This window comes from Yeosuana sp. (genome assembly GCF_057126245.1).
Genome location: NZ_DBNGMQ010000077.1, coordinates 13,469 through 27,589 on the forward strand (window position 1 = coordinate 13,469; position 14,121 = coordinate 27,589).

General features: G+C 28.8%; 17 protein-coding genes and 2 tRNA genes. 12 read left to right on the forward strand and 7 right to left on the reverse strand.

Annotated features, from left to right (window positions below; all coding sequences use genetic code 11):
- The first annotated feature begins 39 nt into the window (after nt 1–39).
- Complete coding sequence (locus AC15TD_RS09805) at nt 40–543, forward strand: phosphoribosyltransferase domain-containing protein (RefSeq protein WP_484451967.1); 504 nt, start codon at nt 40–42, stop codon at nt 541–543.
- Here AC15TD_RS09805 and AC15TD_RS09810 read toward each other — a convergent pair.
- The gene (locus AC15TD_RS09810) at nt 535–1,056 is read right to left on the reverse strand and encodes a shikimate kinase (protein ID WP_484451968.1); all 522 of its coding nucleotides are present in this window, start codon (nt 1,054–1,056) and stop codon (nt 535–537) included. The two genes, AC15TD_RS09805 and AC15TD_RS09810, sit on opposite strands and share 9 nt — an antisense overlap.
- Nucleotides 1,057–1,187: 131 nt before the next feature.
- On the opposite strand from AC15TD_RS09810, the gene AC15TD_RS09815 reads away from it, so the two are divergent.
- The 7 genes from AC15TD_RS09815 (at nt 1,188) to AC15TD_RS09845 (ending at nt 6,573) form a co-directional block, all read left to right on the forward strand.
- Nucleotides 1,188–1,260 (forward strand) — tRNA-Lys (locus tag AC15TD_RS09815).
- A 54-nt stretch (nt 1,261–1,314) separates the two neighbouring features.
- Nucleotides 1,315–1,399: transfer RNA gene (locus tag AC15TD_RS09820), tRNA-Leu, on the forward strand.
- A 235-nt stretch (nt 1,400–1,634) separates the two neighbouring features.
- A complete protein-coding gene (locus AC15TD_RS09825; RefSeq protein WP_484451969.1) occupies nt 1,635–2,543 on the forward strand; it encodes a MerR family transcriptional regulator in 909 nt (302 codons plus the stop codon).
- Between the two features lie 49 nt (nt 2,544–2,592).
- Nucleotides 2,593–4,056, forward strand: coding sequence for a phytoene desaturase family protein (locus AC15TD_RS09830; protein ID WP_484451970.1), 1,464 nt, complete (start codon nt 2,593–2,595; stop codon nt 4,054–4,056).
- A gap of 47 nt (nt 4,057–4,103) precedes the next feature.
- Nucleotides 4,104–4,943 carry a phytoene/squalene synthase family protein gene (locus AC15TD_RS09835; RefSeq protein WP_484451971.1) on the forward strand — a complete coding sequence of 280 codons (840 nt, stop codon included), beginning with the start codon at nt 4,104–4,106 and terminating at the stop codon, nt 4,941–4,943.
- A 9-nt stretch (nt 4,944–4,952) separates the two neighbouring features.
- A complete protein-coding gene (locus AC15TD_RS09840; RefSeq protein ID WP_484451972.1) occupies nt 4,953–5,402 on the forward strand; it encodes a sterol desaturase family protein in 450 nt (149 codons plus the stop codon).
- A 19-nt stretch (nt 5,403–5,421) separates the two neighbouring features.
- Complete coding sequence (locus AC15TD_RS09845) at nt 5,422–6,573, forward strand: lycopene cyclase family protein (protein ID WP_484451973.1); 1,152 nt, start codon at nt 5,422–5,424, stop codon at nt 6,571–6,573.
- On the opposite strand, the gene AC15TD_RS09850 is transcribed toward AC15TD_RS09845, so the two are convergent.
- From AC15TD_RS09850 to AC15TD_RS09870, 5 genes are all read right to left on the reverse strand, one after another.
- Complete coding sequence (locus AC15TD_RS09850) at nt 6,562–7,122, reverse strand: TlpA family protein disulfide reductase (RefSeq protein ID WP_484451974.1); 561 nt, start codon at nt 7,120–7,122, stop codon at nt 6,562–6,564. The genes AC15TD_RS09845 and AC15TD_RS09850 overlap by 12 nt on opposite strands.
- A gap of 113 nt (nt 7,123–7,235) precedes the next feature.
- Entirely contained in the window at nt 7,236–7,664 is a 429-nt protein-coding gene (locus AC15TD_RS09855; RefSeq protein WP_484451975.1) for a DUF5606 family protein, read from the reverse strand.
- A gap of 53 nt (nt 7,665–7,717) precedes the next feature.
- The gene (gene def / locus AC15TD_RS09860) at nt 7,718–8,308 is read right to left on the reverse strand and encodes a peptide deformylase (RefSeq protein ID WP_484451976.1); all 591 of its coding nucleotides are present in this window, start codon (nt 8,306–8,308) and stop codon (nt 7,718–7,720) included.
- Between the two features lie 71 nt (nt 8,309–8,379).
- The gene (gene ruvX / locus AC15TD_RS09865) at nt 8,380–8,790 is read right to left on the reverse strand and encodes a Holliday junction resolvase RuvX (protein ID WP_484451977.1); all 411 of its coding nucleotides are present in this window, start codon (nt 8,788–8,790) and stop codon (nt 8,380–8,382) included.
- Nucleotides 8,791–8,878: 88 nt separating this feature from the next.
- Nucleotides 8,879–9,193, reverse strand: coding sequence for a hypothetical protein (locus AC15TD_RS09870; RefSeq protein WP_484451978.1), 315 nt, complete (start codon nt 9,191–9,193; stop codon nt 8,879–8,881).
- Between the two features lie 331 nt (nt 9,194–9,524).
- On the opposite strand from AC15TD_RS09870, the gene AC15TD_RS09875 reads away from it, so the two are divergent.
- The 4 genes from AC15TD_RS09875 (at nt 9,525) to AC15TD_RS09890 (ending at nt 13,296) form a co-directional block, all read left to right on the forward strand.
- Nucleotides 9,525–10,340 (forward strand): 2,3,4,5-tetrahydropyridine-2,6-dicarboxylate N-succinyltransferase, encoded by an 816-nt coding sequence (locus tag AC15TD_RS09875; protein WP_484451979.1) that lies wholly within the window; start codon nt 9,525–9,527, stop codon nt 10,338–10,340.
- A gap of 92 nt (nt 10,341–10,432) precedes the next feature.
- Nucleotides 10,433–11,416, forward strand: coding sequence for a Stealth CR1 domain-containing protein (locus tag AC15TD_RS09880; protein WP_484451980.1), 984 nt, complete (start codon nt 10,433–10,435; stop codon nt 11,414–11,416).
- A gap of 13 nt (nt 11,417–11,429) precedes the next feature.
- Nucleotides 11,430–12,545, forward strand: a complete 1,116-nt coding sequence (locus tag AC15TD_RS09885; protein WP_484451981.1) for a CDP-glycerol glycerophosphotransferase — start codon at nt 11,430–11,432, stop codon at nt 12,543–12,545.
- Nucleotides 12,538–13,296 (forward strand): glycosyltransferase family 2 protein, encoded by a 759-nt coding sequence (locus AC15TD_RS09890; RefSeq protein WP_484451982.1) that lies wholly within the window; start codon nt 12,538–12,540, stop codon nt 13,294–13,296. Before AC15TD_RS09885 ends, AC15TD_RS09890 begins: the two co-directional genes overlap by 8 nt.
- Nucleotides 13,297–13,300: 4 nt before the next feature.
- Here AC15TD_RS09890 and AC15TD_RS09895 read toward each other — a convergent pair whose 3' ends face one another.
- Entirely contained in the window at nt 13,301–14,059 is a 759-nt protein-coding gene (locus AC15TD_RS09895; protein ID WP_484451983.1) for a Kdo domain containing protein, read from the reverse strand.
- Between the last annotated feature and the right edge of the window lie 62 nt (nt 14,060–14,121).

The window sequence follows — 14,121 nt, forward strand, 5'->3', positions numbered from 1 at the left end:
AAATGAGTAATTTTATACTTTAATTTAACAACAGAAATTATGACCGTTGAAAAAAACATAATTCTAACGCACAATCAAATCAATAATAAGATTAGACGTATTGCTTTTCAGATTTATGAGGGCAATGTAAATGAAAAAGAAATCATTTTAGCTGGTATTGATAAAAACGGTTTCACATTTGCAAAAAAACTAAAAACTACTATCCAGAAAATTTCTGATATTAATCCGATACTTTGTAAAGTAAGCATCAACAAAAAAAATCCGATAGAAGATATAAAAACATCTATTCCATCAAGCGAATATCAAAACAAATCTTTAATCTTGGTAGATGATGTTTTAAACTCTGGTACTACCCTGATTTATGGGGTAAAGCACTTTTTAAATGTGCCTTTAAAACAATTTAAAACGGCTGTGCTTGTCAATAGAAACCATAAAAAATATCCAGTAAAGGCTGATTTTAAAGGAATATCACTTTCAACATCTTTACATGAACATGTAGAAGTTACGCTAGAAGGTAAAGTATTTGAAGCCTATTTAGATTAAATAACTTAATATTTCTTTAACAATCTCCTTTTTAGTTTTATTATCTATAGAAATTTTGAAGCCAGCTTGCTCATAATAAGGGGATCTTTCAAACAAATGTTTACCAATAAATTCTGTTAACTGCTCATCTGTTTCCAAATGAGAAATTAAAGGCCGTTTACTTTTTCTTGTTTTCAATCTATCAACTAAAAAAAGAATTGAAGCTTTTAAATAAAAGCTTGTAACCTGACTCGTGTTTTGAATAACAGTCATATTATTAGAATAGCAAGGTGTTCCACCACCTAAAGACAATACAACATGACTTTCGTTAAAAACAATCTCTTTTAAAAGAGAGGTTTCAAGCTTCCTGAAATATATTTCCCCTTTTTTATCGAAGATTCTTTGAATGGTCATTCCTTCTTTATTTTCAATATAATCATCTAAATCAATAAAATCGTAATTCAATTTTTTAGCTAAAATCTTTCCAATGGTAGACTTTCCAGAAGCCATATACCCAATTAATATTACAATCATAAACTTGTTTTGAATTGATTATTAAAAACATACACAAAAGCTTGACAAAAAAACAAAAAAATCTTCAAAAAAAGCCTTGTTTTATTAATTAAACATTTTATATTTGCACCCTCGTTAGAGAAAAACATTTTGACCTGGTAGCTCAGTTGGTAGAGCATCTCCCTTTTAAGGAGAGGGTCCTGGGTTCGAGCCCCAGCCCGGTCACAAAAAAAAGTTAAGCTATATGCTTAACTTTTTTTATTTTTACACTGTTTATATGCGCACGTGGCGGAATTGGTAGACGCGCTAGCTTGAGGGGCTAGTATTCGCTTAGAATGTGGAAGTTCGAATCTTCTCGTGCGCACTATTATCTCAAATTTATTGAGAGATAAAGGTCTTTTTGTTATTTATCAACGATTCTTAATAATTCCTTAATCCATTCTTAATAGAAGCTAATATTTCTCCTAATTAAAAACAAAAGCTAAAAAAATAACCTGTTAATTTTTTCTTATAATTTACATTTTAAATAAAAATACTTGGCTTTTATGTTGAACAAAAGATAATTATTCTTAGTTTTGTTTAATAATTTTTAGGATTCAATGAACAATATAAAAACAGAGTTTAGTATTAAAGATTTAGAAAATCTAAGTGGAATCAAAGCTCATACGATAAGAATATGGGAGAAACGCTATAACTTATTAGAACCTAATAGGACCGATACTAATATAAGATATTACTCTACTGAAAGCCTTCAAAAAATTTTAAATGTCGCTTTTTTAAACAATAATGGCTATAAAATTTCTAAAATTTCAAATTTAAAGGATGAAGATATTTCTGCCTTGGTAAAAGAAGTTGCAGCAAAGGATAAAAAGTTAGATGATAATTCAATTAACGCATTTAAACTTGCTATGTTAACTTTTGACCAGCACCTATTTTCTAAAACTTACAAAGAACTAATCAAAATAAAATCATTCAAAGAAATTTTTTATGATACATTTATTCCTTTTTTAAACGAAATTGGACTTTTATGGCAAACAGACACAATTACTCCTGCTCATGAGCATTTTATTTCGACTCGAATCAAACAAAAAATATTATTAAATATTGAGAAATATCAAGGCGTAGAACCAAATAATAACAAAACTACATTTGTGTTTTTTCTGCCAGAGAATGAAATTCATGATATTGGATTACTTTTTATTAATTATGAGTTGATTAGCAATGGCTACCAAACCTTGTTCTTAGGACAAAGTATACCCACTATCAATTTGAAAGATTTACTGAAATTTTATGATAACTTAACGTTTATTACTTTTTTAACAGTCAAACCTGAAAAAGAATACCTTCAAAATTTTTTAGAAGAATTTCAAGAAAATCTTTTGGAAGGAAATAAGAATGAATTATGGATTCTTGGTTATATGCTAAAATTTATAGACATCAATTCACTACCAAATAATATTAAAGCATTTACGTCGATAGAAAGTTTAGTTAGCAAATTAAAAAGTTAAGTTAAAATTTAATTTTATTGTTTAACTATTTTGTATGTTTGTTAAACATATGAATATATCTATAATAGGTTCGGGATTCTCTTCACTAGCCGCTTCGTGTTATCTAGCACAAGCAGGCCATGATGTTACTATATTTGAAAAAAATAAAACTATTGGCGGCCGTGCAAGGCAGCTTATAAAAGATGGGTTTACTTTCGACATTGGTCCAACATGGTATTGGATGCCTGATGTTTTTGAACGTTTTTTTTTAGATTTTGATAAATCCCCATCGGATTATTATACATTAGAAAAATTAAACCCTGCCTACAGTGTTTACTTTGGAAAAGATGATTACATAACCATCGAGGATACTTTAGAAAAAATATTAATTGCTTTTGAAAAAGAGGAAAAAGGGTCTTCAATAAAACTAAAAAAATTCATTACTAATGCCAAGAGTAACTACGATATAGCTATTAAAGATTTAGTATACAATCCTGGTGTTTCACCATTAGAACTCGTTACGCCGGCAACAATTTTAAAAATAAATCAATTTTTTAGTAACATAAAAAGAGACGTTAGAAAAGAATTTAAAAATGAACGTCTGTCAAAAATATTAGAGTTTCCTGTGTTGTTTTTAGGAGCAAAGCCAAGTGACACTCCTTCTTTTTATAATTTTATGAATTATGCTGATTTTGGACTGGGCACTTTTCATCCAAAAAAAGGAATGTATCAAGTTATTTTGGCTATGGAATCTTTAGCTAAAGAGCTTGGGGTAACTATTAAAACGAAAAGTTCGATTGAAAAAATTATAGTTGATAATGGTAAAGCAACAGGAATAGTTTCAAATGGAAAAACATATTCAAGTGATATTGTTTTAAGTGGTGCTGATTACCATCATACAGAAACATTATTAGAGAAATCCGACAGACAATACAGTGAAAACTATTGGAGCAAAAAGACTTTTGCACCTTCCTCTTTACTCTTTTATGTAGGTTTTGATAAGAAACTTAAAAATGTTAATCATCATACATTATTTTTTGATGTCAATTTCGATGTTCATGCTGAGGCTATTTATGATAATCCAAAATGGCCAGAAAACCCATTGTTTTATGCAAGTTTTCCGAGTAAAACAGATACTGATTCAGCTCCTGAAGGACAAGAAGCTGGTATCTTTTTAATACCATTAGCACCAGGTTTAGAAGACACGAAAGAATTAAGAGAGCGCTATTTCGAAAAAATAATGATACGATTTGAGACATTAACTTCCCAAAAAATAAAAAAACATGTTATATTTAAAGAGTCGTTTTGTATTAATGATTTTATAAAAGATTATAATTCATACAAAGGAAATGCTTATGGTATGGCTAATACCCTTACTCAAACGGCATTTTTAAGACCCAAACTAAAAAGTAAAAAAGTAGAAAATCTTTTTTTTACAGGACAGTTAACTGTGCCAGGACCTGGAGTGCCGCCATCACTAATTTCAGGTAAACTTGTTGCAGAATTAATAAACAAGCATCACAACCAAAATTAGACATTAGAGTAACATCTAAAAATCAACAACCATAAATAACAACATAGATGAAAGCTTTATTTGATGACGTATCATATCACTGTAGTAAAATTGTTACCAAATCATACAGTACATCATTTTCACTCGCTACAAAAATGCTTGCAAAACCAATTAGAAATGATATTTATAACATTTATGGATTTGTAAGATTTGCGGATGAAATTGTTGATACTTTTCACGATTACGACAAAAAGTTACTTTTTAACAATTTCTCTAGAGATTTAGAGGAAGCTTTAGAAAACAAGATAAGTCTAAACCCAATCCTTAATTCATTTCAATATACGTATCACAAATATGGGATTGATAAAAGTTTGGTAGATGCTTTTATGAAAAGTATGAAACTAGATTTACACAAATCTAATTATCTTACTGAAGAAGAGTTTAAAATATACATTTACGGCTCTGCAGATGTTGTCGGATTAATGTGCTTAAAAGTTTTTGTAAAAGGAGATGATGTTCGATATAATGAGTTAAAAGATTCTGCAATGTCTTTGGGGTCTGCTTTTCAAAAAGTGAATTTCTTAAGAGATTTAAAAGCCGATTTTGAAGGATTAGAACGAAGTTATTTCCCTAATGCAGACTTAAATAATCTTAACGAGCAATCGAAACAAGATATTATACACGATATTGAAAATGACTTTGCTCAAGGATTACAAGGAATTAAACAACTACCTATTGAAGCTAAATTTGGGGTTTTTGTGGCTTACAGATACTATTCGCAGTTATTAAAAAAACTAAAAAAAACGCCAGCACTTCAAATTAAACAAGCTAGAATAAGAGTTAGAAATCATAAAAAATTTGAACTTCTAATGCGCAGTTATGTTAAATATCAATTAAATTTATTGTAATTTTATACTATGCAAATTATTTATTGGATACTCGTTTTTGTTTCTGTTTTCTGCTTTATGGAATTTATGGCATGGTTTACTCATAAATACATCATGCATGGGTTTTTATGGAGTTTACATAAAGATCATCACAAAAAAGACCATGATAGTTGGTTTGAACGTAATGACGCTTTTTTTCTTTTTTATGCCATTGTAAGTATGACATGTTTTTACTTATGGAGTTACGAGAATATTTGGTATTGTCTGCCAATTGGACTTGGAATTATGGCTTATGGGGCTGCTTACTTTTTAGTGCACGATATATTTATACACCAAAGATTTAAACTCTTTAGAAATGCCAACGGATGGTATGCAAAAGGTGTAAGAAGAGCTCATAAAATCCATCATAAGCATATTGGAAAAGAGGAAGGTGAATGTTTTGGAATGTTATTCGTTCCTTTTAAATTCTTCAAAAAATAATATATTCCTGAAAACGTAAATGACGACTAATTCCCATTTCGATTATATAATTATTGGAAATGGTTTAGCAGGGCTTCAACTTGCCTATCAACTTTCAAAAGAGTCATTTTTTGATACCAAGCAGATTGCTTTAATTGATAAATCGAACAAAAGCATTAACGATAAAACCTGGTGCTTTTGGGAACAAGGAAACGGACAATGGGATAATATTGTTTTTAAATCGTGGCATGCTGCATCTTTTATAAGTTCTACAAAACACCTGTCTCTAAAGTTAAAACCTTACACCTACAAAATGATTCGTTCCTTAGATTTTTATAAGGAAATTAAATCTGTGTTATCTAAAAAAGACAACATACACTTCATAGTTGACGAAGTAATTGATGTTGATATAAAAGACAATGCGTTCGTACATACTAAAAATTTTAAATATACCTCAAATCATATATTTGACAGCAGAATACCTCAAGAATTTAAAACAGATAAAAATAAATATATAACAATACAACAGCACTTTAAAGGTTGGGTTATAAAAACAGACGAGGATATATTTAATACCGAGGAATTTACCATGATGGATTACCGGTTAAAAGACGGTGATCAAACGACGTTTACCTATGTTTTACCATTTTCAGCAAATAAGGCATTAATAGAATTTACATACTTTACGCCCGATTTAGTAAAAGATGACACTTACGATATGTATTTAAAACAATATATATCGGATATTTTAAATATAAAATATTTTGACATTGTTGAGAGTGAAAGTGGTAACATTCCTATGACCAATTTCCCTTTTAATAAATACTCTAATAAGAATCTTACTAAAATAGGAACTGCAGGTGGATGGGTTAAAGGTTCAACGGGCTATTCTTTTAAACATACAGAAAAAAAAGTAGCTCATATTATTGAAAATTTAAAGCAAGAAAAGTCGCCTTCAGAAGGGGTATTCAAAAGAAAATATCAGTTTTATGATACTGTGTTTTTAAAAGTATTGAAAGACTATAACCATAAAGGAGAATGGGTTTTCCAACAGTTTTACTCAAAAAACTCAGTTAAAAATATGTTTGAATTTTTAGATGAAGAATCAAGTTTCAAATCGGAATTAAAAATAATGAGTTCTTTATTTTCTTCTACCTTTATAAAAGCTTTTTTTAAAACATTATGGCATTAATAAATTATCAATAGTAGTTCTTACTTTGTCGCTATTCCAATTAGCAGCACCACTTTCATCAATTACGATATAACCATTTTGATCTATTAAAAATGTTCTGGGAATACTGGGGACATCAAACAAACTCGCGCTAGTTAAAGGTCTAAACACTTTAAAAGTATAATTATTCTTATCCATGAAAGGATTTACATCAGTATACAAATCAGACGTTACAAAGAGGAACACAACCTTATCTTCATAATCATTGTAAAGTTCTTGAAGACTTGGCATTTCGGCAATACATGGCGGACACCAAGTTGCCCAAAAATTTATTAAAACAACTTTATCTTTTGTGCTTTCAAAATCAAAAATACGTCCATCTTTATCTTTTAATTTCCAATCATAACTTTCTAATGAGGTCTGATTTTCTTTGCTTTCTATAGATGGACTAATTAAAGCTAGCCCCTTATTTAAAAAAACTTGAATAGGCTTTCTTGTTTGAGGAATTATTAGTAACACAACAACTAATAAAAAAAACAAGTTACTTCGTTGAGATTTAGAAATTTTCATAAATTAAAAATAAGGTAATCTTTATGTCGGTAATACGTAACAAATCTAACAACAAAACATAAAAAAACCTCCAAAATCATAGAGGTTTCATTTAATATATGAAAATTCAATATTTATTCTTCTTCGTCTGGTTTTTTATCAATATCAGTAGCTTCCAATAAATCAAGCATACCATGCTTTTGTAGCAAATTATACCATTGAATAACTTTCTTAATATCACTTACATATACTCTATCTTCGTCATAGTCTGGTAAAATATTAAAAAAGTATTCTTCTAATTTATCTTTACTATCTTTTGCAGCAACACTTGTTGGCTCACCGTTTTCTTGTTCTTTAATTTTAACAAAAATATTATTTAAAGGCACTTCTTCTGTTAGCGTGTAAATGGCTATTTCACTTAAAACACTTACATTTTGCTGAATACTTACTGATAAGCGTTTTTTATCAATTAATGATTCTGCTACAAAGCCAACACGGGTTTGAGTAACGAGTTTAAATAGTCCTGGTTTTCCCGCAATAGATATTATTTTTTCTAAGCTCATACATTATTTTTAAAAAGGGCAAATATCAACTGTTTAATAGTGTTTTGCAAGTATTATCGTTTCTTTTTTTGATCTGGAAAACGCATTCTGTAATCCACTGTGATTTTCCCTTTCGATATATTATTTAGGCGACCTTTTAACAAGCGCTTTTTTAAAGCTGATAATTTATCGGTAAATAAAATTCCATCAATATGATCATACTCATGTTGTATAACTCTAGCTATTAAACCATCAAACTCTTCAACATGCTTATTAAAATTTTCATCAAAATATTCCATCTTCAATTTTGGATATCTAAAAACATCTTCTCTAACATCTGGAATACTTAAACACCCTTCATTAAAAGCCCATTCTTCACCTTCTTCTTCTATAATTCTAGCATTAATAAAAACTTGTTTAAAATCTTTTAAAAAATTTCGATCCTCTTCTGACAGCTCATCATCCTCTGCAAATGGTGTTGTATCAACAAGAAACAATCTTATTGGTAATCCTATTTGAGGTGCAGCAAGACCAACCCCAAAGGCATTATACATGGTCTCAAACATGTTTTCAATGAGAGTGTCTAGATTAGGATAATCTTTTGTAATTGATGAACCCATTTTTTTTAAAACAGGGTCTCCATAAGCTACTATTGGTAAAATCATGGTTGCTTTTTGATAATTTTTATGCAAAAATACAATACTTAGTATTTATTGTAAACTTTTAAAAGAAAAACTTACTTAGAATACAAATAACTTTGTAAAATAAGCGTTGCACTTATTTCATCAACCAGCTCTTTATTTTTTCTTTGACTTTTTTTTAACCCACTATCAATCATGGTTTGAAATGCCATTTTTGAAGTAAATCGTTCATCTACTCTTTTTATTGGAATCTTAGGGAATGAATTTTTTAATTTTTTAATAAATGGAATAATTAAAGTTTCACTTTCTGAAGGTGTATTATCCATTTGTTTAGGTTCACCAATTAAAAACAATTCAACGCGCTCCCTATTAGTATAATCTTTCAAAAAGGTAATTATATCTTTTGTCGCAACTGTAGTTAATCCAGAAGCAATCATCTGTAACTCATCTGTAACAGCAATTCCTGTTCTTCTTAAACCATAATCAATGGCGAGTATTCTAGACATAATAAAGTTTTAGGTAAAAATAGATAATAAAAAAAGAGCTGTCAAAATTGACAACTCCTTTTTAGCTTTGGATATGAATTTTTTAGTATTAAGCTACTTTTTCTTTATATATTTTAGGGAATAATAAATTGATATTATCCACATTTCTAACACGGTTTAAATAAATTCTAATATCACTGCTACTTCTTACAATAACTTTATTAGTAGTATTAGAGTCTTTATTTTCTTCTACAGTAGTTTGAATATCTTTAGTATTAGAAACTTCTTTATTAATTTCTGAAACATTATTTTCTACATTTAATTCAATTACAGTAGCAACTTTAACTTCAGTTATTCTTTCCTGAGCATTAGCAACAGAAAAAGAAAGCAATAAAATTAAGAATATGTAAAAATTTGTTTTCATCTAATATGTGTTATTTTGATAGTTCAAATATAGATACAGTATAACCCTAACACACAAAAAATTAGTTGTATAACGCTGAAATTTCGATTAGTAGTCTAGTGGTAAATTTTTGTCGACAAATAGACAAAAGACACATTTTAAAAGACAAAAAGCACTCAAAATACATTTTATCAGATATTTTATTTATTTCAAGGGTAAAATCAAATTGAAGTTCACAAAAACAATCAGAAAAATGTCATTATTTTAATACTATTTAAAAGTTGATATTATAGTTATTTCATTCTCGTTTTTTAAATGATACCTATTATATTTGTCCAAAATAAAAATACAAATGACTGAATTAAGACTAACCATAGAAAAAGCTTGGGAAAACAGAGAACTTTTAAAAGATAACCAAACCATAGCTGCTATAAGAAAGGTTATTGATTTATTGGATAAGGGAGAATTAAGAGTTGCGGAACCTATTAATAACGGTTGGCAAGTAAATGAATGGGTAAAAAAAGCAGTTGTTTTATATTTCCCAATTCAAACGATGGAAACGATTGAGGTAGGACCTTTTGAATTTCATGATAAAATTCCTTTAAAAAAGGGATATAAAGAAAAAGGTATTAGAGTTGTACCTCATGCCGTAGCAAGACATGGTTCTTATATTTCTAAAGGCACTATTTTAATGCCGAGTTATGTAAATATTGGCGCATATGTAGATAAAGGAACTATGGTAGATACGTGGGCGACAGTTGGTAGTTGTGCACAAATTGGTAAAAACGTACATTTATCTGGCGGTGTTGGTATTGGTGGGGTTTTAGAACCCTTGCAAGCATCTCCTGTTATAATCGAAGATAACGTATTTGTAGGATCCCGATGTATTGTTGTTGAAGGTGTACGCGTTGAAACTGAAGCCGTTCTTGGAGCTAATGTTGTGTTGACCATGAGCACAAAAATAATAGATGTTACCGGTAATAAACCTATTGAAATGAAAGGCAGAGTACCCGCTAGATCTGTTGTAATTCCCGGAAGTTATACAAAAACCTTTGCCGCTGGCGACTATCAAGTACCTTGTGCGTTAATAATTGGAAAACGCAAGGAAAGTACTGATAAAAAAACATCCTTAAACAATGCGCTTCGTGAAAATGATGTAGCTGTTTAAGCAAAATTAAGTGTTTGAAAAAATTCACCTAATTCTATAATCACTTAATACTATAGAATAATAAAATGTTAACAAATTTAATACCTTAAACCATGGGAAATACAGTTACAAACATTCAAGTTGATGCTGTAATTCCATGGGTTAATGGCAGTGATGAAAAATGGCAAGAGAAAATAAATAACCATTTAGAGAATAAAATAGATTTTAACAAAAAGAAAGAGAGCTCCCGTTTTAATTCTATTGGAGAAATAGATATCGTCATTAAATCAATTATTAAATATGCGCCTTTTTTTAAAAACATATACTTAGTAACCGATAGTCAAATACCTGATTCATTTAATAAACTGAAAGAATTGGGAAAATCATCAGGAATCAATTTAGAAATAATTGATCATAAGGTAATATTTAAAGGATTTGAAGAATTTCTTCCGTGCTTCAATTCTCGATCCATAGAATCTGTACTTTTCAAAATACCAAAACTTTCAGAGCATTACGTTATATTCAATGATGACACCTTTATAATGAGAGAAAGCAAAATTGAAGATTTTTTTGTAAATGGATATCCCGTAATAAGAGGTAAATGGATGCATTTTTATGAAAACCAAATAGTTAAAAATCTCATACTTAATTTTCTTATCCAACTAGGTTTTTCAAAAAACAAAAAACGTTCAGGGAACAAAAAGGTGATGCAAAATAGCGCCAAATTAGTTGGTTGCAAAAAATTTATTAGACGCTTTCATACACCTATACCCATTAGAAAATCTACTCAAATAAATTTTTTCAATAAAAATAATATTCTCAAAAATAACATAAAACATAAGTTTAGACACGAAACTCAATTTATAATATCATCGTTAACAGAACATTTAGAATTTAAACAGAATACATTCATATTTAAAAGAAAAACAAAATTGACTTATTTTAGGTCCTACAAAAACCATTTTATTGTAAAACTCAAGCTCTTTTGGTTTGAAATGAACAAAAATAAAATTTTTATAACCTGTCAAAGTTTAGAACTTGCCAATACTAAAAGTCTAAATTATATTTTAAATTGGCTAAACAAAAGAATTGAATAAATCAAATATATAAATGCTATATAAGTTTTTAATATATATATCTTATAGCTATGCTGTCCCTATTGGGAATCCTCTAGAGCGAGAAATTATAAGTCGTGGCTATACTGTTAAATGGTTTAGTGATTTAGACAACGGAAAAAAGGCCCTTTATAATAAAGATAATTTACTTGACACTATTAAAGAGGTCATAGAATATAAACCCGATATTGTTCTAACGGCAACCGATGATGTACCCGATTTTATAACTGGATTAAAAGTTCAAATATTTCATGGTTTTTTTGCTAAAAAAAGACCTTTAAAAGATGGTAGATTTTACCATTTTAGAATTAGGGGATTCTTTGATTTATACTGCACACAAGGTCCGAGCACCACAAGTGAATTTACTCGTCTCTCAAAAGAGTTAAAATATTTTGAAGTTATTGAGACTGGTTGGAGTAAAGTCGATACTATGTTTCCTTTAGAAAAAAAACCTGAAGAAACTGATAATTTTAATACAGACCCTCCTCCTACTATAATGATTGCTTCAACATTTACAGAGCGTCTAAGTTTAGCTTATAATGATAGTATTTTTAATGAAATTAAGCGCTTATCAAATACGGATGCGTATAAATTCATCATGGTTTTACATCCAAAATTGCCAACTCATATCATTGAAAAATGGCAATTATTAACTAATAAAAATTTTACTTTTTTTGATACTACAGACTTAACACCATTGTTTTTTAAAGCAGATATTCTTTTTGCAGACACAACTTCTGCAATTCAAGAATTTGTACTTCAGAAGAAAGCAATTGTCACATTTAAGCATAAAGTGCATGAAGATTTTTTAATAAATATTGAGGATGCTAAGGATATAGAAAATGCTTTTAAAATGGCCTTAAACCCTTCTAATGATTTATTAAATAAACTATGTTTATATATAAATGAATTACATCCTTATTCCGATGGAAAATCGAGTAAACGTGTTGTTGATGCTTGTATTTCATTTTTACACAAAGACAAGAGTTATTTAAAAAGTAAACCATTAAACCTAATCAGGAAATATAAAATAAGAAAACGTTTGGGTTACTTCACTTTCAAAAGCCATAACAAGGCTTATACGATAGAACTAAAAAACAACAATGATTAAACTTTCAGCTGTTATTATTACCTATAATGAAGAAGAACATTTAGAAAAATGCTTAAGTTCTTTAATCGATGTTGCTGATGAGATTATAGTTGTAGATTCTTTTTCAACAGACAAAACTGCCGACATTTGTAAAGCTTATAATGTTATTTTTTATCAACATCTATTTGAAGGTTATATTGAACAAAAAAATTATGCTGTTTCTTTAGCTAATTATAACTATATTTTATCTCTTGATGGTGATGAAGCTCTTTCTGAGAGTTTAAAGTCAAGCATTTTAAAGGTTAAAGAAAATTGGCAATTTGATGGTTATTTCTGTAACAGACTCAATAATTATTGTGGACAATGGATTAAGCACTCTGATTGGTATCCTGATAAAAAATTAAGACTCTTTAAAAAAGGTAGTGGTGAATGGAAAGGAATAAATCCGCATGACTCGTACGTATTAAAAAAAGGGATTAAACACGGAAAACTTAATGGTGATTTATTACACTGGATTTATAGAGATTACTCAGAACACAATTTGAAGATAGAACGCTTTTCAACCATATCTTCTGAAGCATATTTTAAATTAGGAAAAAAATCATCTATTTGGAAAATAATTTACAGGCCAGCATGGGCTTTTTTTAAAGCTTATTTTTTAAGATTAGGTTTTTTAGATGGATTAAATGGTTTGATTATTTGTGTACAAACATATAATATTACGTTCTTAAAATACATCAAACTATATAGGCTTTGGAAAGCTAAAGGCTAGATTATTATTTTTTTAAAAACCTTTTCTTTAATCGCTTTTTTCTTTGAAATTTCTCCTGAAAGGTCTCAGTTTCCTTCCACATCAAATCAAAAATTTTGTTATAATCACCACCACTACATTTAGCATACTCATCACTCATAACTTCAACCATTGATTTGTGAATAGTAAGCCTTGAAAAGTTTTTAATTCTCGTATTAAAATCCAAGGGAGCAAAATTCATTCGGTTTAAATCTACTAGATAAAAATCGTAATCATTACCATGCCTTTTAATCAAAGTATTACCAGGAGAATGATCTAAAAATTGAATGTTTTTTTCATGTAAGCTATAAGTAAATCTGGTAAAGGCTCTTAAAATATTATCGTAATCTGGATAATCAAAATTTGTAGTAAGTTCTCTATAAGTTAAATCACAATCTAAATGTTCACTTATATAATAACTTTTACCAAAAAAAAACGAGCTCGAATATTCAAAATAAGCGATTGGTTTAGGAGTTCCTATTTCCAATTCTAATAACTTGTTTGCATATTGATAAGAACGTTGTGCTTTACTCTTTCTGAAAAATTTATATACAATTTTATTAAAAACATGAGGCACTTTAAAAGACTTGATATTTAGTTTAAGATCATTATAATTTATAACTTTAATCGTGTTTCTTTTCCCAACTCCCCCTTTATAATCTTCAAAATTATGAATAATCTCAGTAAGTGAATTTTCAAAATCATTATCACAATTATTAAATATTTTAACTTCTTTTTCTTTCATAGATTATCAAAACCTTAACAAGCTGAGTAAAATACATTTAAATTTTTCTATCATATATTTGT